This window comes from Oceanivirga salmonicida, from assembly GCF_001517915.1.
Lineage (GTDB): Bacteria > Fusobacteriota > Fusobacteriia > Fusobacteriales > Leptotrichiaceae > Oceanivirga > Oceanivirga salmonicida.
This window is the reverse complement of sequence record NZ_LOQI01000004.1, coordinates 1-21,244: the sequence shown is the minus strand read 5'-3', so window position 1 is coordinate 21,244 and position 21,244 is coordinate 1. Positions and strand designations below refer to the sequence as shown.

Sequence of the window (21,244 nt, the reverse complement as noted above, 5' to 3'; positions counted from 1 at the left end):
ATTATTTCTCCTTTTTAATATATGAATTAATAACATAAGAAATCACTAATATATATATACCTATATGTATGTATACATCTGCCACATTGAATACATAATGCCATATTGCTCTAAAATCAAGCATATCTATTACATAGCCCCTAAAAAATCTATCAATCATATTACCAGCAGCTCCTGCTATTATGAAACTTGTTCCTAATTTAGTTATAGGTGCATATTTAGAGAAGTTTTTAAGTTCAGAAAAATATATATAAATTATTAAAATTGTACTAATTAATGTAAAAGTTTTTATATGTCCTTGAAATACTCCAAATACTCCACCATGATTTTCTACATAAGTTATTCTAAAAAAGTTTCCTAATATTTTCATAGAATAACCTATAACTCCATTAGATAATAAAAGCATTGCTTGTTTAGATAATTGATCCATGGATACTAACAAAAATATTAATACTATATAAATTAAACTCTTATTCTTCAATGATTCCATCTAATTCTCCATTTTCTTTCATAAGTTTTAAAACTGCTGCGTCTCTTGGTGTAACCATTCCAAATTCAGAATTTCCCGTATCAACACTATATTTCCAGCATCTCTCACATTTTTCTCCTTTGGCTTTTTCAATTCTTACACTTATATCAGATATTTCAGTTTCAATTAATTGTTCATCGCTATATTCTACTTGTGATACTAAGAATATATCAGATATATCCCACTCAGAATACTCTTTAACAAATTCATAATCTTTATTTTTTATATTTAATATAACCAAAGCATCTAGTGATAATCCAATTTCACCGTTTTGTCTTTTTTCTTCTATTTTTTTGTTTACTTCTTTTCTCAAATTATGTAGTTTAGCCCATTTTGCTTCTAATTTATCATCTTTATATTCTGGATTTTTTTCTAACCAAGAAGCTAAATGCACACTCTCAGTTTCTCTTAACTCTTCAGGTAATTTAGACCATATTTCTTCTGCTGTAAATGATAATACTGGTGCTGTTACCCTAACTAATACTTGTAATACTTCCACTAATACAGTTTGAGCAGATCTTCTTTTTAATGAAGTCTTATGTTCACAGTATAGTCTATCTTTTATTATATCTAAATAGAATGATGACATATCTACTATACAAAAATACACTATTTCTTGGAATAAACTATAAAATTCAAAGTTATCATAAAGTTTTTCAACTTTTTCTTTTAATCTTTCTAATTTATTCATAGCCCATTTATCTATTTCTAACATATCTTCATATGCCACTTTATCATCAGCATAATTAAAGTCTGAAATATTTCCTAATAAATATCTTGAAGTATTTCTTATCTTTCTATATGAGTCAGACATTCTATCTAAAATATTAGTAGATAATCTAACATCTTCACGATAATCTACTGATGATGCCCATAATCTTAGTATATCTGCTCCATACTTTTCTATAACTTCTTTTGGTGCTATAGTATTTCCAATTGATTTACTCATTTTTCTACCTTGTGCATCATTTACAAATCCATGTGTTAATATTTTTTTGTATGGTGCATCTTTTGTACTACTTATAGAAGTTAATAATGAAGATTGGAACCAACCTCTATGTTGATCTGAACCTTCTAAGTATAAATCTACTGGTCTATTATATTCACGAGGTATTATTACCGATCTATGTGTAACACCTGAATCAAACCAAACATCTAATATACTTTTTTCTTTTCTTAGTTCTTCTCCTTTAAGATTATACTTAGCTAATAATTTTTCTCCTATTATTTCAGAAGCAGAATATTTCCACCAAATATCAGTTCCTTCTTTTTTAACTAATTCTATTACTTTATCCATAATTTCTGGTTCATATATTACTTCGTTTTTCTTATTATAAAATATAGGTATAGGTACTCCCCAAACTCTTTGTCTAGAAATAGTCCAATCAGGTCTACCTTCTAACATTGCATTTATTCTATTTCTTCCCCAATCTGGGTAAAATTTAACTTCTTTAAGTGCATTTAATGCATTTTGTCTTATATCACTTTCAGTTATGTTTATAAACCATTGTTCAGTTGCTCTAAAAATTACAGGCTTTTTACTTCTCCAATCATGTGGGTATGAGTGAGTAATTTGTTCAGTAAATAATATATGTCCACTTTCTTCCATATCTTTTATTATTTCTTTATTTGCCTTAGCATAAAACATTCCTTCATATTTACCTGCTTCAAAAGTCATGTGCCCTTTATTATCAACAGGCGATAATACACCTAATTCATATTTATTACCAACTATAAAGTCATCTGCTCCATGCCCAGGTGCTGTATGAACACAACCTGTACCTGCTTCTAAGGTTACATGCTCTCCTAAGATTACTAAACCTTTTCTATCAAATATAGGGTGATAATAGTGAGTCTTTTCTAATAAATCTCCTTTAAATTCTTTTATTAGTTCATATTCTAAATTCATTTTAGAAAAAGCTGTTTTTGCTAATTCTTTTGCAACTATAACATTTCCTTTATTTGTTTTATATACTCCATATTCAAATTCAGCATTTAATGCTATACCTAAATTAGCAGGTATAGTCCATGGAGTTGTTGTCCATATTATTATACTTGCTTCATCTATATTTAATTTTTCTAAGGCATCTTTATCTAGTTGCATTTTTACATAAATAGCATAAGATGTTACATCTTTATACTCTATTTCTGCTTCTGCTAAGGCTGTTTCAGTAGTTGGAGACCAATAAACCGGTTTTAATCCTTTAAATACATAACCATTTTCATAAATTTGCTTAAATACTCTTAACTCTTCTGCTTCAAAATCAGAATTTAAAGTTATATATGGATTGTCCCAATCAGCCAATATTCCTAATTTTATAAAATCCTTTTTTTGTTTTTCTACTTCTTTTAATGCATATTTTTTACATTCTTGTCTTAATTCTAAGGCTGTCATATTAGCTATTTTTTCGCCTTTTTCTTGAATTATTTTCCATTCAATAGGTAATCCATGTGTGTCCCAACCTGGTATAAATGGTGCATGAAATCCTTGCATTCTCTTATACTTTAATATTATATCCTTTAATACTTTATTTAATGCATGTCCTATATGTATATCTCCATTAGCATAAGGTGGTCCATCATGTAAAAAATATACTGGTTTTGTCTTATCGCTTATTGATTTTTCATATAACTTTGATTTTTGCCAATCTCTTATCATAAGACCTTCTTTTTGTGGAAGATTGGCTTTCATTTTAAAACTTGTTTTAGGTAAATTTAGCGTTTTTGCATAATCTATTTTCATTATATTAATTTACTCCCTTTCTTGTAAGTGTTACTCTTTTTCTATTTTTGTCTACATTAAATATTTTAACTTTAATAATGTCTCCAACTTTTAATAAGTCTGCTGGATCTTTTACAAATTTATCTGATAATTCAGAAATATGTATCATGGCATCATTTTTAAGCCCTATATCTACGAATACTCCAAATTTAGCAACATTTCTAACAACACCTTCTAATTCCATACCATCAACTAAATCTTCCATAGTTAATATGTCTGATTTTAATATTGGTGTAGAATAATCTTCTCTTGGATCTCTTCTATCTTTTATAAGCGCCTGATATATATCTTTAACAGTTTCTACTCCATATGATTTTTCTTTCATCGCAGAAACTATTTTCTTTTCTCCAATTTCATTTAATCTTTTTCTAATTTCAACATATTTTTCTCTAAATTCTTTACTATTAGAGTTTACTATTGTAAGTATTTCTTCTGCTATTTTATATGACTCAGGGTGAATTATAGTATTATCAAAAGGATTTTTTGAATCAGGAACAACTATAAATCCTGCCATTTGTTCAAATGCTTTTGCTCCTACTCCTTTTACTTTTAACAATTCTTTTCTATCTTTAAAATCTCCATGTTCTTTTCTGTAATCTACTATATTTTTAGCAATATTTTTCTTAACTCCTGATACGAAACTAAGTAATGCATAAGATGCAGTATTGGCATTAACACCAACTCTATTAACTATTTTTATTATTGTTTCATCTAATTCTTGATTTAATAATTTTTGATTTACATCATGTTGGTACATTCCTACACCAATAGATTTAGGATCTATCTTAACTAACTCAGATAAAGGATCTTGTATTCTTCTAGCAATTGAAATAGTTCCTCTTACAGTTACATCTAATTTCGGAAATTCTTCCGCTGCTAATTTAGATGCTGAATATACAGAAGCTCCTGCTTCATTTACTATTACATATTTACATTTTTGTCCTTTAATACTCTCAGCTACAAAACTTTCAGTTTCACGAGAGGCAGTTCCATTACCTATTGCTATAATATCTATATCATATTTTGTAATATAGTCTATTAGTTTTTTACGAGACTCTTCTAATTGTCTAGCACCATGTGCTCCTTTTACAGGATATATTACATCAGAAGTTACATAAAAACCTTCTTTTGATATTACTGCTAATTTACAACCAGTTCTAATACCTGGATCTAAACCTAGTATAGTCTTTTTATTAAGTGGTGCTTGTAATAAAAGATTTTCTAAATTATTAGAAAATACATTTATTGCATCTTTATCAGAAATTTCAGTTAAAATATTTCTAACTTCATTTTCTATTGAGGGGAATAATAATCTATTGTAACTATCATCTACAATAGTCATTAACTCATCTTTCATATCATCTAATATTTTTTTGAAACTATGGTTTAAAATATATCTATATACTTTTTCTTTATCTGTATCTTCAAAATTAATACTTACTTTAAGTATTTTTTCTTTTTCTCCCCTATTAACTGCCAATATTCTATAAGAAGACAATTTATTTACATTAGATGTAAAATTATAGTAATCCTGATAAACAAATCTTTCATCTAAATTCTTATTTTTTTCTATAAGAGTTGAAGTAAGTATTCCATTTTTCATAAGACTTTCTCTTAGATATTCTCTAATTTTAATATCTTCTGATATTTTTTGGGCAATTATTAAATATGCTCCTTCTATAGCTTCTTCAATAGTTGTTACTTCTTCTGTTATATACTCTTTTGCAAAAGTAAGTAATTCATCTTTTGTGATACCTAATAAGACTTTTTTAGATAATGGCTCTAATCCTTTTTCTACTGCTATATCAGCCTTAGTTTTTTTCTTTTTCTTATATGGTAAATATAAATCTTCTACTTTTTGCAATACAGTTGCTTCTTCTATACTTTTTTTAAGTTCATCCGTTAATTTACCTTGCTCTTCAATAATACGTAAAACTTCTTCTTTTCTTTTTTCTAAATTTTCCATATAAGTCATTTTATCAACTATATTTCTAATTTGTTCTTCATCAAGTCCACCTGTAACTTCTTTTCTATAACGAGAAATAAAAGCTATAGTAGCTCCTTCTAAATATAATTTGTATGTATTTTCTACATTTTTGTAATCTATGCCTAACTCTTTTGATACATAGGATATATTCTTATCCATAATCCCCCTTTTTATACTTAACTTTTTTATCTTTATTATACCATAATGCAAAAAAAAAGTAAAAGCCGATAAAATATAGCTTAGGTCAATAAAAATATATAAACTTTTAGTTTTTTCATTTTATAATTTAATAACAAAAAAATATTAGCATTTTTTAATTAGCTAATATCTTTTTTATTTATTATCTTAAATCTATTTCAACACGTCTATTTAATGCTTTACCTTTTCTTGCTTTATTTGTCGAAACGATATTATTATAACCATTAGAACTTACTTTTCTAATAACAAAACTTTCATTTAATCCTGCATCTATTAATGCTTTCGCAATAACATTAGCTCTTTTTAATCCTAATTCTAAGTTATGACTATCATCTAAACTAGTATCAGAATAACCAGTTACATCTATTACTCTATCTTTATAGTTTAAATTTAATTCATTAACTATATCTTCTATTTGAATTAATTGCTCTCCTGATAATTCAAACATATTTGATTTATATTCTGAAACCACATATTTTTTAGGCTCTATTGCTTTTTTCAACATAGCAAATTCTTGTTTTAAATTATCTACAATATTTTTACTCATTCTAGTATTACCTAAATTATAGTTTAATCCTGCTCCTATAGAAAATTGTTTTTTAGTATTTATTCCAGCACTTAGCTTATATATTACAGTTTTATCTTTATCTTGACCCGAAATACCTAATGCAAAAGCACCTTGTTTATCATAATAAGCAACTCCTAATCCTATTCCAAATAACTTATCTGCTGATACTTGTGGTATATTAGCCGAAGCCATAGCAGAAGCTACTCCTGAAGTTGCATTAGAAATACCATTTTCAGTGAATTTAGATAAATTTTCTATTGCATTCGTATTTGATTCAATGCTATTTTCAAGATTTTTAGTTGTTTGGTCAATTTCCATAATTTTTGATGCATTATATGCAACTCCTTTACTTAGATTTGATAACCCATTACTAATATAACTATATAAATTTCTAGCTACTTCTTTTAATTTTCCATGATTTTTATCAACTTTTTCTTCAACTTTATCTATTTTTAATGCATTAGACGCAATTTCTTTATTCATATCTAATGCTTTTTCATCAATATAAATATATAAATTTTCAGAAGTTTCCGTTAATTCAACCTTATTTTTATCAACCTTATCAGATATTTTACTTATTTCTGATGTATTATATGCAATTCCTTTACTTAGGTTTGCTTTACCATTATCAATATGACTATATAAATTTTTAGCTACTTCTTTTAATTTGTCAGCATTTTTATTTATTTCCGATACATTATATGCAACCCCTTTACTTAAGTTTGCTGCATTATCACTGATATGGGTATATATATTTCTAGTTGATTCTTTAGTTTCTATAGAACCTTTATTTATACTTATTGTATTATCAGTAATATAATCATATAATTTTCTAGATACTTTTTCTAATTTTTCTATATCTTTACCAATTTTTTCAGATCCTTCTTCTAATTTTTTTACATCTTTAGAAGATTTTTTAGATACTTTTCTTATTTCTAATGTATTATCTAAAACATTATTATGTATATCTCTAGTCATATCTTCATTTTGTTTAACAGTCTCTATTAAAAGTTCTGTAACATCATTTAAAGAAGTAATTCTCCCATCTAAATACTCATCTACATCATCTAATTGTGTAGTTTGAAGGTCTATTTCTTTTATAATTTCAGTTATTTGCTCTGAATTATATGCAACTCCTTTACTTAAATTTGCTGCATTATCGCTAATATGAGCATACATATTTTTAGTTGTTTCTTTTAAAGATTTATCCATTACTAATGCTTTTGCTTTTATGTCTACAATTTCTGTTGTTATTTTATCGCTTGATTCTTTTAATGCGTTATATACAGTTTCTCCTGTTACAGTTTTAGTATTTCCTGATTTTACTTCACCAGTTCCAATTCCGCCCAATTTTTCTTGGATACCTTGATCAAAAGAAATTTCAAATGAAGCACCATTACTATCTGTTGCTGATGTTGTTTTTAAACTCATTCCTGTTCCCACAGTTACTGTTTCTTTTGACTTCTCTAGACCTTTTTCTGATGCTACTTTTACTGCTTCTATGGAAGTTTTCATTTCTTCTAATGACTCGTACACAGCTCCACCTGTTACAGTTTTAGCATTACCTGACGCTATTTTACCAGCTCCAACTTTTGCCATTGTTTCTATATTAGCTTGATTTAAAGCAACTGTATAAACTACTCCTTTATTATCTGTTGATGCTGTTTCAGTTATTCCAATTCCATTACCTGCAACTACGCTTTCATTTGCTTTTTTTAAAGATTTATCCATTGCTAATGCTTTTGTTTTTATAACTCCAATTTCTGTTGTTATTTTATCGCTTGATTCTTTTAATGCATTATATACAGCATCTCCTGTTACAGTTTTTTCATTTCCTGATTTTACTTCACCAGTTCCAATTCTGCCCAAATTTTCTTGAGTACTTTGATTTAAAGAAATATTAAATGAGGCTCCTTTATCATCAGTTGCTGCTGTTTTTAATATTGTAATTCCAGTACCCATTGTTAATTTTTCTGTTGTTGTTGCGATTGCGCTATCTAATTGTTTTTTATTTATTGCATCAAATTCACCTGTTCCTGATTTTATTCCAGTTAATTTAATAGCACCACTAAGATCTGATAAAGTAAGACTATTTGCACCAAATTCAAGTTTTGAACCTTGCCCACTTATACTATCAATATTGACTAAATCTTTATTAATTGTTAATTCAAATTCATTACCCCCTGATGCATTAGTTCTTTTAACAACTTCTATGTTACTATTAAGCGCTATTACTGTTGGATTTATCATAAGTGCTTTTGCTACATCTATTGATGTTTTTACTTCTTCTAATGCTGTTTCTAATGCTGTATGTACCGCTCCACCTGTTATAGTTCCAGTATTTCCTGAGACTATTTTCCCAGCTCCAATTTTTGCCATTTTTTCCGTATTAGCCGCGTTTAAAGAAAGAGTATAAATCGCTCCTTTATCATTTGTAGCTGGTGTTTCAAAAACTTGAACTCCTCCACCTCCAACAACACTTTCTTTTGCTAAAATCACTGATTTTTCTAGTGCTGTTGTTTTAGTCTCTAACGCATTTAAATTATCTTTTGTTTTTTGTGATAATTCAATTCTAATTTTTTTTGCTCCGTCACCCGTCTTTTCTCTATCAATTGTTACAGATACACCAGAATCTTTTGATGTGTAAATTTCTTCTTGTGATGCCTTAATTGCATCTTCAAAGTTTGATTTCCCAGTACCACCAATATTACTCATAGTTATTTTCCCTTGAGTTGAATCATCTTTGCCAATTACAGCATTCCCTCCAAACAAAGCTACAGAACTTTCTATAATATTTTTTAAAGTTTTTTGAACCGTCACTAATTGTTTTACTGTTACTGCATCAGTTCCTTCTTGACCTTCTGCTAAGTTAACTATTTTTTTAGTTTTCATATCCAAATCTGCCGGTGCACCATCTTGTGCATAAATTGGCATTGATATAGTCAACCCTAAAAACCCTAACATTAAAAATTTTATTAAAGTCGCCTTATTCATGCTTACTTTATTTTTCAAAAAACTTTTTACCCTTTTTTCATCATTCATATTTTTTTCTCCTCTATAACTCATTTCAAAAAATAGTTATAGATTGACCCGTCATTTCTTAACTATAATTTTAAAATTATTTTTTAACATTCGTTAATACTAACACAGGGAATTGTTTTTGTCAAACATTTTATTTCGCTTTTTTTATAAATAATTTTTAGAAATAAAATACCCCCTGTAAACAAAGGGTGTTTTGCTTTAAAAAATAATATAAAGTTTTCAATTAAATAAAAAAATAATGTTAATCTCGTAAAATATTTATTTTAAAAACCAAAATTTATATCCTCCATAATTAACTTTTGCTTATTTTGGAGATATTTTTTTCACACCAATTTAAAACACAAAACAAGTTTTTAAGTTCCGTTATATGAAAAAACAAATTTATAGATTAAAATAAATTAACATTCTTTAAAAAGAATCATCATATAAATCAAGACAAAATTATTTTTATTTTGTTTTTATAAAATATTGCTTTACATGTGTCTATTTTTAGTGTAGAATACCTTTTTCATAGTAAAGATAGTAACGGAGGAAATTAATGACAAAAAGATATGATAGAGAGTTAAAACATATGATAACTCAACTTATTTGTGTTGAAAAGAAACCAACAGCACAAACCGCAAAACAATTTGAAATCCCCCTAAAAACCGTAGAAAAATGGATTACGGCATTTAATAAAAATTCTAATGTTTTTACAGAAGAAGTTTTAAATAATGATAAATTAATCAAAAATTTAAAAAAAGAAATAGTTAAATTAAAAAATAATAACGAAATCTTAAAAAAATCATTTTTCTTATTAACAAATAAAAAGAGTTAGGCCAGAACAAAAACTGTTCTTCGCTTAACTCTTTTTTTACATAGGTCTTATTTCCAAAAATTTATCATATTTTTCTTTATTAACTATTTTTTCTAACAAACCTATACTTTTTCTCGCTAATTCCCCAAATGGTATTTTAAATGAATATATATCTTTATTTATAAAGTTCACAATATCATTATACTCAAATGTAGAAATAGTATACTCATTTTCATTTTTTCCAAATTCTTTTAATGCTTTTAAAAATCCTAATATCATCAAATTATTAGATATATACACCGCAGTTGCATCTGTTTTAAATATTTCCTTTGCCAATATATAACCACTATCCATAGAAAAATCTCCATAAAATACTAATTTTTCATCATAAGGTATATTATTATTTTTTAGCGCTTGCTTATATGCATGCAGTCTTTCTTCTGCCGTACTTATACTTAAATCTCCTGATAAAAATGCTATTTTTTTATTTCCTTTTTGTATAAGATTTTCTATAGCTTTTATTGTTGTATTTGTATTTTCGAAACATATAGTTGGCATACTAGAATGTATTTTTCTATCTATAAAAATTATTGGAATTTTTTTGCTTATTTCTTCAAAAAATTTACTTTCATTATATGAATTTTTTGTAACCGCTATAATTATTCCTTTTACTCTTTGTTTTATGAAAAGTTCTATATATTTTTTTTGTATTTCAAAATTCTCATCACTACAACCCAAAACTACATTTAGACCTTTTTTTTCTGCATTAACAACCATATTATTTACAATTCTAGCAAAATATATATTTTTAATATCTGGCACAATTAAACCTATTGTGTCATTTTTATTACTAGACAAATTTTTGGCTATCATATTAGGATAATAACCTTGTTCTTTTATGATACTATTTACCTTTATTCTAGTACTTTCTTTTACATTTTTACTTTCATTTAAAACTCTCGATACTGTTGTCGTTGAAACCCCAGCTAGTTTTGCTATATCCTTAATTTTCATTTTTTTAACCTTTTATATTATTAAGTTCTTTTCAAATATGCTTTCACAAATTCTCTAGGAGTTAATATTCTTTCTTCAATTTTTAATTTTTTATTTCCCATAACTATTATTCTTTATATTATACCTTAAAAATATAAAGTTGTAAAAAACATAATCTTACATATCTTAAAAATTGTTTGTAGTTATTCATAATATTTTGCCATGTCTTTCAACATTTCCTTAAATTTATCAAAATCTACCTCTATTGCAACATCTACATTTTTAACTTTATCTCTATGAGAATTATCTAAATCAACTACTGTTCTTCCATAATTTAATCTTCCTAAAGTTTCAATAGCAGTATAATATTTTTTAAATTTTAAAATTGTTTCATCTATTAAATAGGCAATAGTTAATGCATCATGTACTGCAATACTATCATATCCTCTAGATTTATAAAAATCTAAAACTTTATTTAATAATGTACTTATAGTCCCTGAAAATTTACCAGATAAATTAGATATTTCTTTTATTTCAAACTCATTTAATCTAGATTTCATAGTAACATTTAGTCCAACCATAAATAAAGGAATTCCAGATTTAAATACTATATCTGCTGCTACAGGATCTATCCATATATTAAATTCAGCATATGGAGTTACATTTCCAACAGTTGTTGAACCACCCATAATTACTATTTTTTTTATATAATTAACTATATCAGGGTACTTTAATATTGCAATTGCTATATTAGTTAATGGTCCTAATGCAACTATTTCTAATTCTTTCCCTAAAGTTCTTGCTTCTTTATATATCAAATCCCAAGCATAATCTTTTTCAAATTCTTGATTACTTTCTTCTAAAATTATATTTGCTATTCCATTTTCACCATGAACTTCATCTGCAACTTTCAATTCTCCAATTAAAGGTTTATTGGCTCCTTTAGCTATCTTAGTATCAATATTAATATATTTTGCTATATTTTTAGCATTTTTTGAAGTTATATCTAATGTTTGATTCCCAGCAACTGTTGTTATCCCTATTATATTCAAATTTTTTGAACTTTTGGCTAACATTAAAGCAAGAAAATCATCTATCCCCGGATCACAATCTATAATTATTTGCTTTTTTTTCATAATACATTTTCCCCCTGCTCTATTCATATTTATTTACTGAATCTATAATCAAATCAACATAACTATTTATATCAACATCTACTAAAACATCAACATTAGGTTTTTTTCCTGTCACACCATTAAAGTCTGTAACTGTACAACCCACAGTATGTTCACCATCCATATCTATACAAACATTTAATTTTTTAGATTTAAACATTTCAGGTTTCATTAAATATGCTACAGCACAAGGATCATGCAGTGGTGCAAAATCAAATCCAACAATTTCTTTATGAAATTTCATAAAAAATTCTAACAACTCTCCTACCAAAATTGCTACTTTACCTCCTTGTGCCTTTATTTTGGCTATTTCTTTTTCTCTTATTTGTGCTTTGTGAGTAACATCTAAACCAGACATTACAATAGGAATACCTGATTTAAATACTATATCTGATGCTTCTGGATCCACTAAAATATTAAATTCAGCAGAAGCCGTCCAATTGCCCCCTATAGCAGACCCTCCCATTAAACTAATTTTTTCAATTTTACTATGCAAATGAGGATATGAAATTAAAAATATAGCTATATTTGTTAAAGGTCCTGTTGGTACCAAAGTAACCTTATCTTTACTTTCTTCAATAACTTTTGCCATCAATTCATAAGCATTTATATCTAGTTCTATTTTATTAGGTTCTGGTAATTCTGGTCCATCTAATCCTGAATCGCCATGAACCTCTGGAGCAATTTCTAAGGTTCTTCTCATAGGTTTATCTGCTCCTTTGGCAACTGGTATATCATCTCTATTTATAAAAGTTAAAATCCTTAATGCATTATTAGTTGTTTTACTTATTGTTTGATTTCCACCTACGGTTGTAATAGCTTTAACATCTAATTTGTCAGATGCACAAGCTAATATAATTGCAATTGCATCATCATGACCTGGATCACAATCTAATATAACGGGTATTTTCGACATTTCTTTCTAATCCTCCATCTATTTATTTTATGGTTTTACAGTATTTTTTATTTCTGCAATTTGTTCTGTTGTTTTTCCGTAAGCTGTATCTACTTTAATTTTTCCTTCTAATATTTCTTTTTCTAGTTTATTTACCTTTTCTATAGTTTCCTTAGATGCTAAATTATTAAATATATCATTTTTAGCTATTCCTATACATTCTTCTTGTATACCTAAGACTTCTCTTTCTCCCCATGGTAATTTATCTTCTTTTGCTAATTTTATGGCACGGAATAAAGATATATCTATTCTTTTTAGTGCAGAAGTTAAAATATGGTTGGCTTTTTCTGAATCTTTATCTAAAAATGCTACAGCTTGATCACTATCTACACCAATAGACAATTTATTTTTTTCAGTTACTGCATCTATAACTCCTAAACCTGCTGTACTTGCAACTTGGAATATTATATCACTACCTTGATTTATTTGAGCTAAAGCTAATTCTTTTCCTTTCGCACTATCTTTAAAATCTCCTATATATGATATATTCATTTTAATATCTTTATTTATTGATTTTACACCTTGTATATATCCTAATAAAAAATCATTTACTACTTGTATTTCCATTCCTCCAACAAAACCAACTAAACCTGTTTTAGTTTCTAATGCTGCTACCGCTCCTGCTAAGAAAGATCCTTCATTTTGTTTATATTCTATTGAATACACATTAGGCAAGTCAAATTCTTTATAATTTACTGAAGTATCAAAAATTATATATTTCTTGTCAGGATAATTTGGTGCTAATTGTTCTAATTTTTCTTTCATTTGCCAAGTCCCAACGATTATAATATCAGTATCTTCATCTTCTGAAAAATCTGTTAATGTTGGAAGCCATTTTGTTTCATCTTCGGTCATTTCAACAATTTTTACATTTGCACCTAATTTTTCTTCAATCATTTTACCACCATTTGCTGCTGAATCAAAAAATGCCTTATCTCCCAATGTACCATTTAATAATATTGCAACATTTAATTTCCCATCTTTTTTCTCTTCACTTGTTGACTCACTACCGCCACAACTAACTAAAAAAACAACTAAAAACATAATAGTTGATAATACTTTAATAATTTTCCCTTTCATTTTTCCTCCTCATTTTTATCATTTCCTAATTTTAATAACTTTATTTTATTATTTTTACTTATTGAATAAACAATTAATCCTACTATTGTAAATATATATGGTATCATCTGGATAAATTGTGCTGGTATACTTAATATTTGTAAATTACTAGCAAGAGCATCTGCAGTTCCAAATATTATAGAAGATATTAAAGTACCAAAAGGAGTCCCTCTTCCTAATGCTTCTGCTGCCAATGCTATAAATCCACGACCTGCTGTCATATCTCTTGCAAATTTATCAATATACCCCATAGACATATATGCTCCACCTAATGATGCCAAAAAGCCACTAATAAGTAATGCATAATATTTTATTTTTATAACATTTATTCCTACACTTTTAGCTGCATCAGGATTTTCACCTACTATTCTTATTCTTAATCCTAATGAAGTTCTATACAAGACTAACCATATAACTAAAACTAATATAAGTGAAACATATGTTAATACATTATGGTTAGATAACATCCTACCTAATACAGGAATGCTATCTATTATAGGTATTCTAACAGTAGGTAATGTTAAACTTGCTAATGAGGCTGATATTCCCTTATCTCCTGATACAGAATAAAGCAAAAACACAGTTCCACCTGATGCTAATAGATTAATGGCAATACCCGTTAATATTATATTTGTATCTAAATTTAATGCAAAATATGCCATTATTACAGCTATTATAATACCTGTTATTATTGCACATAATAACCCTAAAAATGCACTTTTTAAATATGCACTTCCTATTACTCCCATAAGTGCAGATGATAACATTATACCTTCTAATCCTATATTCATAACTCCTGCCCTATCAGTTATTAATGCAGCTAGTGCTGCTAATAAGATAGGTGTCGTCAACCTAAATATTGAATATACAAAGTCAGCAGAAAAAATTGCATTTACTAAATTATTCATTATTTATCACCTTCTTTTAATTTTAATTGTGAATTTTCTATAATTTTCCTATTTTTATATTTAGATAAAAACATTTTTGCTGCTATTAATAATATTATCATCGCCTGAACTATTGATACAACTTCTGGAGCCACATCTGTTCTTCTAGACATTATATCTGCACCTATTCTCAAATATGCCAAAAAGAATGCTGCTAATGGTACAAATAAAGGATTATTTTTAGAAAGTATTGCTATTATTATTCCATCGAATCCATAACCAGGTAAAGCTACCCAAGAAAATCTTGTGTACATTCCTAAAACTTCTATGGCTCCTCCAATTCCTGCAATAAATCCACCTATAATTTGAGATAATATTATAGTTCCACCAACACTAATTCCTGTATATTTAGCAAAATTAATATTTTGCCCTAATATTCTAATTTCATAACCATACTTATTTTTATATACAAATATATAAGTTACTACAACTAATATTAATGCTATTATTATTCCAAAATGTATTCTTGTTTTACTTAATAAAATTGGTAATTTTGCACTTTTTAAAAATTTATGAGTAGCACTATAACCTGCTGTTGTATCCAATAAATAATACTGTAATATATATGTTCCTAAGTATAAAATAATATAATTAAGCATTAAAGATGAAACTATTTCATTAGCATTCCAAACAACCTTTAAAATCGCAGGTATTAAACATACAAATGTTCCAACTATTCCTCCAAAAAGTATCGCAATCATTGGATGTATTCCAAAAGGCAATTGAATTCCTACTGCAATTATCGAAGATGATAAACCTCCTAAGAAAAACGCTCCTTCTGCTGCCATATTAAATTGATTTGCTTGAAACATTACAGATATTGATAATCCTGCGAATATTAATGGTATCGTCAATTCTATTACATTTCCAAAATTTCTTTTATTCATTATTGGACCTATAAAAAATCGTTTTATAGCTTCATAAGGTTCTTCACTTACTATAAATATAAAAATAAATGCAATTATTAAAGATATAAAAATGGCCAGTAATGTTCTGATTAAATCAAATTTTAATTCTATAGATTTGCTACTTGATACTTTATTTTTCATATACTACACCACCTATCTCTACTTCATTCATTTTTTTCAAACCTAATAAATATTCTCCCAATTCTTTTTCTGTTACTGATGAAGTATCTTTAAAATAGGCCACTATCTTACCTTCACACATAACTAATAAACTATCCGATAATTCTAAAACCTCATTCAAATCTGCTGAAATCAATAATACTGCTGTCCCATTATCCCTTAATTCTACTATTCTTTTATGAATAAACTCTATTGCTCCAACATCTACTCCTCTTGTAGGTTGATTGATAAGTATAAATTCTGGATTAGAAGAAAATTCTCTTGCAACTACAACTTTTTGAATATTTCCACCAGATAACATTTTGACTGGTTGAAACTTATCATCGCATTTTATTTTATAATTTTCTATTAATAGATCTGATTTTTTTTCTATTTTATCTTTTTTAAATAAGAAAAATTTATTATAATCTTTTTTATAATATGAAGATGCTATTAAATTTTCTTTGATACTTCCATTTTCTACAATACCATATGTCATTCTATCTTCTGGGACATGCGCTGTCCCTAATTCTCTTATCTTTCTAATAGAATATTTTTTTATATCTAAATCTTTTATTTTAATTTCCCCATCATAATTATTACTAATTCCAGTTATTGCTTCAGCTAACTCAGTTTGTCCATTTCCTTCTATACCTGCAATCCCTAATATTTCTCCTTTTCTAACATCAAAATTTATTCCTTTAACTTTAATTGTTCCAATTTTATTTTTAATTTTTAAATTTCTTATTTTTGCTACTACTTTTGTAGGAAAAGCTTCTTCTTTTTCAACTTTTAATATTACATCTCTTCCTACCATTAATTTTGATATTTCTTGCTCTGTAACATCTTTTACTATTTTAACTCCTACTGATTTTCCATGTCTAAGTATAGTTAATCTATCACATATTTGTTTTATTTCCTTCAATTTATGAGATATAAATATTATAGTATGCCCATTTTCTTTTAATTTTTTCAATTGCACAAATAATTTTTCTGTCTCTTGTGGTGTTAAAACAGCTGTTGGTTCATCTAAAATAAGTATATCTGCACCTCTTAATAGAGCTTTTAATATTTCAATTCTTTGTTTTATTCCCACTGGTAAATCTTCAACTTTATCTAATGGATTAATCGGCAAATTATATTTTTCAGATATTTGCTTAACCATTTGTTCTGCTTTTTGATAATCTATAAATCCATTTTTTTTAGGTTCTATCCCCATTATCATATTTTCCATAACAGTTAATGAAGGGGCTAACATAAAATGTTGATGCACCATACCTATTCCATAATTAATTGCATTCAAAGGATTGTCAATTTTTATCTCTTTTCCATTTAATAATATTTTCCCTTTAGTAGGTTTTTCAACACCAAATAGCATCTTCATAAGAGTACTTTTCCCTGCTCCATTTTCCCCTACTAACGCATGAATCTCACCTTTTTTAATCAGTAAATTAACATTATTATTAGCAACAAAACCATTATTATATACCTTAACTATATCTCTCATTTCAAGAACATATTCACCACTAGATATCATAATCTCTCCTTTATAAACTTACCTATTTCATCAACATTAGGTATAGAATCTTGAGCCCCTTTTCTTGTTACAACTATTGCTGATACTGCAGTTGCATATTTTATAGCTTTATCCACACCTTCATTTAAGACTTTAGAAGCAAATGCTCCTATAAAAGCATCTCCTGCAGCAGTTGTATCTATTGCATTAACCTTATATGCATTAAACTCTTTTATTTGATTTTTTTCATTAAATAATATTACTCCGTCTTCTCCTAATGTTAATAATATATTTTTTATTTCTTTCTGTTTTTTTAATACTAATATTTTTTCTTTAAAATTGGTATCGGTAACATTTTGTGAAAAAATCTCTTCCATTTCAGTTTCATTCAATATTAAATAATCAGTTTTTTTCAACTCAATTTCTGTCAATTTTTTAGCAGGAGCAGGATTAAATATTGTAAGCTTTTCAAATTCTTTTGCTCTTTCTAATGTATATTCTATAACTTCTTCTGGTATTTCATTTTGAAGTATTACTATATCATTATTTTTTATTGATTCAATATTATTGTCTATATCTTCTTTTCTTATCATATAGTTACTACCAGATAACACAATTATATTATTGTCTCCGTTTTTATCTACTGTTATTACTGCTCTACCACTAGGATAGTCTGATTTTAAAATTCTACACTTAATTTTAAAAGTTTCTAAATTTTTTATAAGTTTAGTCCCTTCTAAATCATTTCCAACCATTCCTAACATTTCTGTTTCTAGCCCTAATTTCGCTATAGCAACTGCCTGATTAGCACCCTTACCACCACAGCTTTCATAATAGCTAGTAGCAAATATTGTTTCTCCTTTTTTAGCAAATTCTTCTACACGAAATGTCATATCCATATTGAGACTCCCGACTATTAAAGCTTTTTTCATCATTTCTCCTCTCCTTTTGTAATCGATACCATATTTTACCTTGAAAACAAAAAAATGCAATAAAATTATTAAATTGTTTTTATTATTTAAAATATATATAATATATATGTAAAGGAGGTTCTCTATGAAAATTGAAACAGACAGACTAATATTAAGAAAATTTAAAGTTAGTGATGCAAAAGATATGTTTGAAAATTATGCAAATGATGAAGAAGTTACAAAATATATAACATGGAAACCGCATAATAATATTAATGAAACAAAGACCTTATTAGAAACTTGGGTAAAAAACTATGAAAATGGAGACTATTTTCTTTGGGCAATATGTTTAAAAGTAGATAACAAGGTTATAGGCAGTATTCAAGCAGGAAAATTAAATGACATTTTTAAATCTACTGAAATAGGTTATTGTTTATCAAAAAAATATTGGAATAAAGGTATAATGTCCGAAGCACTAAATGCTGTTATAAATTATATGTTTACTAATACTGATTGTACTTTAATTCGTGCTAGACATGATACAAGAAATATTAATTCAGGATTAGTTATGAAAAAATGTAAAATAAAATATGAGGGAACTTTAAGACAAAATGGTATAAATAATAGCGGGATTTGTGATGATGCATATTATTCTATTTTAAAAGAAGAATTTATATATTAAAAATAGACTGTTTTAAATATAAGTAAATTTACTTATTATAGCAGTCTATTTTTTTATTTTATATTTTTTATGCCACAGTTGTCATTCTGTTAGCAACATCTTCATCATTTTCCATTATAGTTAGAACCATCAGATACTATTTTCTCAAATTCTAACAATAATTCAATATACTTTTTAGGTTTAAAAGCATGAATGACATGATTAGCCGAAACTTTTTTATATATTATTTGTGGAGCTAAAGAAATAGCATGCTTAGCATCATCGTCATCAAATGCTCCTACAAGTCCATATTTTTCATATCGTTTCCAGTCAGCTTGAATAAGTAATATAGGACATTTTGTTTTCTTAAAAGCTTCTTCATGAATAATACCGTCATAAAATCTACCATCTACAAATGCTCTGGCAAAATCTGGGTCAAACATAGATAATGATTTAATTAATAAACGCAAGCTATCTGGAAATCCAACTTCAACTGGGATATAAGGATATTTATTTTGGAACTTCTTTATCTTTCGTGATAACCAATTAACAAACCAATTTGGAATTTTTTTTATTCTCTTATCAGAGACAGGCATTTCCATATCTTTAAAATAATTTGCCAAATCTCTATCTTTTATGTTTCCGATTTGATTAACAAGGTGTTTTAGCCCATTATATACAAATTTATCTTTTTCTTTAAATCGTGGCATTTCAGCAGAAAAAATAGGTGCATCCTCAAGAATAATTCCAGAAACATATTCAGGAATATTAGCAGCACACCATAGAGCAATAATACCTCCTGATGAGTTTCCACTAATAATCACTTTCTGTTTTATTACATTTTCTATAAACATTTTTATATCTTCACCAATAATTTCCCATGAATAATATCCTGGTGTCCAAGAAGATTTTCCGTGACCTCTAATATCTATAGCATATACTTGAAAATTTTTTGATAATGCTAAAAGTACTTTTTTATAACTTTCCCACATACCTATTTGAGCAGGAATCAACAATAAACTCGGTCCATTATTAGGACCAACTACATAGTTCAGTTTAACATCTCCTGTATCATAAGATTTTTCCGAAAAACCAGCATTAACCAGCTTTTTATTATTCAACTTTCCAGACAAGTGTTCGTACGGATTTTTATAATTCATTCAATATTCCTCCTAAATATAATATTAAAAGCTTTATTTGATAACAATTCCATAAATCATTAAATCAAGATATACTTTCACATCTTTTTTAAATTCATAAAAATTATCAAATAACTCCATTGGACTGTCTTGATACAAATGGAGATATTTCATTACAATCGCATTAATATATAAGCTTAAACTCTCAACAATTTTTTGAATATCTATGTCTTGTCTTAGTTTTAATTTTTTAACAGCATTTAAAATAATTTCACGTGATTTTTCACTTGATTTTTTACGATATATGTTAAAAATATTTCTAACATCTTTACTCACTTCTTTGTGTGTTTCTTTAGAAACCATATTTAAAAACTTTGTTTCATTTGGATATTTTGTGATTAAATTATATTTCATATCCATCATATGAAAAATTATGTCATAAAAATTATCATAAATTTCTTCATATTTCAAATCTTGTGTCAACAAATCAACAGCATAATTAAGCAGATACAAATAAAAATTCTTTTTACTGCCAAAATAGTAAAATAGCAAACCTTTAGAAATGCCAGCTTCATTAACAATCAAATCAGTACGTGCTTCTACAAATGAAAATTTAGAAAAAATTTCAATTCCTTTAGCTATTATTCGCCCTTTTTTATCATCTGAAATTTTTTCAAAATTTTTAGTAACCATTAAGCTCCCTCCCTTAATTGACTAATCAGTCAACATATTCAATTAAAGCATACCATGTCTTAACTAATTTGTCAATTTTAGATAATAGAAAATAAATATGGAGTGTGAAAGCTCACCAAAAGTGAGCCCTTAATAGCTCATTTAATTTTTCGTAAAAGTTCATTAA

The 21,244-nt window shown here is 27.1% G+C and carries 16 protein-coding genes; 2 read left to right on the top strand and 14 right to left on the bottom strand.

The annotated features are described in order from the left end of the window. Window position 1: 1 nt before the first annotated feature. The 4 genes from lspA to AWT72_RS00935 form a co-directional block, all read right to left on the bottom strand. Entirely contained in the window at window positions 2–490 is a 489-nt protein-coding gene (lspA, locus tag AWT72_RS00950; RefSeq protein WP_067139421.1) for a signal peptidase II, read from the bottom strand. Continuing rightward, complete coding sequence (gene ileS, locus AWT72_RS00945; RefSeq protein ID WP_197035172.1) at window positions 471–3,272, bottom strand: isoleucine--tRNA ligase; 2,802 nt, start codon at window positions 3,270–3,272, stop codon at window positions 471–473. The genes lspA and ileS overlap by 20 nt, the downstream gene beginning before the upstream one ends. Before the next feature lie 4 nt (window positions 3,273–3,276). Beyond that, the gene (locus tag AWT72_RS00940) at window positions 3,277–5,457 is read right to left on the bottom strand and encodes a Tex family protein (protein WP_067139415.1); all 2,181 of its coding nucleotides are present in this window, start codon (window positions 5,455–5,457) and stop codon (window positions 3,277–3,279) included. A 181-nt stretch (window positions 5,458–5,638) separates the two neighbouring features. Beyond that, window positions 5,639–9,106 (bottom strand): OmpA family protein, encoded by a 3,468-nt coding sequence (locus AWT72_RS00935; protein WP_067139412.1) that lies wholly within the window; start codon window positions 9,104–9,106, stop codon window positions 5,639–5,641. Between the two features lie 538 nt (window positions 9,107–9,644). Here AWT72_RS00935 and AWT72_RS00930 point away from each other — a divergent pair. Further along, complete coding sequence (locus AWT72_RS00930) at window positions 9,645–9,923, top strand: hypothetical protein (RefSeq protein WP_067139409.1); 279 nt, start codon at window positions 9,645–9,647, stop codon at window positions 9,921–9,923. Between the two features lie 36 nt (window positions 9,924–9,959). On the opposite strand, the gene AWT72_RS00925 is transcribed toward AWT72_RS00930, so the two are convergent. From AWT72_RS00925 to rbsK, 8 genes are all read right to left on the bottom strand, one after another. Next, window positions 9,960–10,916 (bottom strand): LacI family DNA-binding transcriptional regulator, encoded by a 957-nt coding sequence (locus AWT72_RS00925; protein ID WP_067139406.1) that lies wholly within the window; start codon window positions 10,914–10,916, stop codon window positions 9,960–9,962. Window positions 10,917–11,098: 182 nt separating this feature from the next. Then, window positions 11,099–12,031 (bottom strand): nucleoside hydrolase, encoded by a 933-nt coding sequence (locus AWT72_RS00920; RefSeq protein ID WP_067139403.1) that lies wholly within the window; start codon window positions 12,029–12,031, stop codon window positions 11,099–11,101. A gap of 19 nt (window positions 12,032–12,050) precedes the next feature. Continuing rightward, entirely contained in the window at window positions 12,051–12,986 is a 936-nt protein-coding gene (gene rihA / locus AWT72_RS00915) for a pyrimidine-specific ribonucleoside hydrolase RihA (protein WP_067139400.1), read from the bottom strand. A 27-nt stretch (window positions 12,987–13,013) separates the two neighbouring features. After that, window positions 13,014–14,105, bottom strand: a complete 1,092-nt coding sequence (locus tag AWT72_RS00910; RefSeq protein ID WP_067139397.1) for a BMP family lipoprotein — start codon at window positions 14,103–14,105, stop codon at window positions 13,014–13,016. Then, complete coding sequence (locus tag AWT72_RS00905) at window positions 14,102–15,052, bottom strand: ABC transporter permease (RefSeq protein ID WP_067139394.1); 951 nt, start codon at window positions 15,050–15,052, stop codon at window positions 14,102–14,104. The genes AWT72_RS00910 and AWT72_RS00905 overlap by 4 nt, the downstream gene beginning before the upstream one ends. After that, on the bottom strand, window positions 15,052–16,140 hold the full coding sequence (locus AWT72_RS00900; protein WP_067139391.1) for an ABC transporter permease: 1,089 nt from the start codon (window positions 16,138–16,140) through the stop codon (window positions 15,052–15,054). Before AWT72_RS00900 ends, AWT72_RS00905 begins: the two co-directional genes overlap by 1 nt. Further along, window positions 16,130–17,695, bottom strand: a complete 1,566-nt coding sequence (locus tag AWT72_RS00895; protein WP_067139388.1) for an ABC transporter ATP-binding protein — start codon at window positions 17,693–17,695, stop codon at window positions 16,130–16,132. The genes AWT72_RS00900 and AWT72_RS00895 overlap by 11 nt, the downstream gene beginning before the upstream one ends. Beyond that, window positions 17,692–18,606 (bottom strand): ribokinase, encoded by a 915-nt coding sequence (rbsK, locus tag AWT72_RS00890; RefSeq protein WP_067139383.1) that lies wholly within the window; start codon window positions 18,604–18,606, stop codon window positions 17,692–17,694. Before rbsK ends, AWT72_RS00895 begins: the two co-directional genes overlap by 4 nt. 124 nt (window positions 18,607–18,730) lie before the next feature. On the opposite strand from rbsK, the gene AWT72_RS00885 reads away from it, so the two are divergent. Continuing rightward, window positions 18,731–19,267, top strand: coding sequence for a GNAT family N-acetyltransferase (locus AWT72_RS00885; RefSeq protein WP_067139380.1), 537 nt, complete (start codon window positions 18,731–18,733; stop codon window positions 19,265–19,267). 104 nt (window positions 19,268–19,371) lie between these two features. On the opposite strand, the gene AWT72_RS00880 is transcribed toward AWT72_RS00885, so the two are convergent. Together AWT72_RS00880 and AWT72_RS00875 are read right to left on the bottom strand one after the other, a co-directional pair. Next, window positions 19,372–20,406, bottom strand: coding sequence for an alpha/beta hydrolase (locus AWT72_RS00880; RefSeq protein ID WP_067139377.1), 1,035 nt, complete (start codon window positions 20,404–20,406; stop codon window positions 19,372–19,374). A 33-nt stretch (window positions 20,407–20,439) separates the two neighbouring features. Then, window positions 20,440–21,078 carry a TetR/AcrR family transcriptional regulator gene (locus tag AWT72_RS00875; protein WP_067139374.1) on the bottom strand — a complete coding sequence of 213 codons (639 nt, stop codon included), beginning with the start codon at window positions 21,076–21,078 and terminating at the stop codon, window positions 20,440–20,442. Between the last annotated feature and the right edge of the window lie 166 nt (window positions 21,079–21,244).

Excerpts from the sequence above, each read along its gene's own strand:
- rihA (WP_067139400.1), bottom strand. The coding sequence starts at position 12,986 with ATGTCGAAAATACCCGTTATATTAGATTGTGATCCAGGTCATGATGAT.
- AWT72_RS00940 (WP_067139415.1), bottom strand. The coding sequence starts at position 5,457 with ATGGATAAGAATATATCCTATGTATCAAAAGAGTTAGGCATAGATTAC.
- AWT72_RS00895 (WP_067139388.1), bottom strand. The coding sequence starts at position 17,695 with ATGATATCTAGTGGTGAATATGTTCTTGAAATGAGAGATATAGTTAAG.
- AWT72_RS00910 (WP_067139397.1), bottom strand. The coding sequence starts at position 14,105 with ATGAAAGGGAAAATTATTAAAGTATTATCAACTATTATGTTTTTAGTT.
- AWT72_RS00925 (WP_067139406.1), bottom strand. The coding sequence starts at position 10,916 with ATGAAAATTAAGGATATAGCAAAACTAGCTGGGGTTTCAACGACAACA.
- AWT72_RS00920 (WP_067139403.1), bottom strand. The coding sequence starts at position 12,031 with ATGAAAAAAAAGCAAATAATTATAGATTGTGATCCGGGGATAGATGAT.
- AWT72_RS00885 (WP_067139380.1), top strand. The coding sequence starts at position 18,731 with ATGAAAATTGAAACAGACAGACTAATATTAAGAAAATTTAAAGTTAGT.
- AWT72_RS00935 (WP_067139412.1), bottom strand. The coding sequence starts at position 9,106 with ATGAATGATGAAAAAAGGGTAAAAAGTTTTTTGAAAAATAAAGTAAGC.
- AWT72_RS00900 (WP_067139391.1), bottom strand. The coding sequence starts at position 16,140 with ATGAAAAATAAAGTATCAAGTAGCAAATCTATAGAATTAAAATTTGAT.
- ileS (WP_197035172.1), bottom strand. The coding sequence starts at position 3,272 with ATGAAAATAGATTATGCAAAAACGCTAAATTTACCTAAAACAAGTTTT.
- AWT72_RS00875 (WP_067139374.1), bottom strand. The coding sequence starts at position 21,078 with ATGGTTACTAAAAATTTTGAAAAAATTTCAGATGATAAAAAAGGGCGA.
- AWT72_RS00930 (WP_067139409.1), top strand. The coding sequence starts at position 9,645 with ATGACAAAAAGATATGATAGAGAGTTAAAACATATGATAACTCAACTT.
- rbsK (WP_067139383.1), bottom strand. The coding sequence starts at position 18,606 with ATGAAAAAAGCTTTAATAGTCGGGAGTCTCAATATGGATATGACATTT.
- AWT72_RS00880 (WP_067139377.1), bottom strand. The coding sequence starts at position 20,406 with ATGAATTATAAAAATCCGTACGAACACTTGTCTGGAAAGTTGAATAAT.
- lspA (WP_067139421.1), bottom strand. The coding sequence starts at position 490 with ATGGAATCATTGAAGAATAAGAGTTTAATTTATATAGTATTAATATTT.
- AWT72_RS00905 (WP_067139394.1), bottom strand. The coding sequence starts at position 15,052 with ATGAATAATTTAGTAAATGCAATTTTTTCTGCTGACTTTGTATATTCA.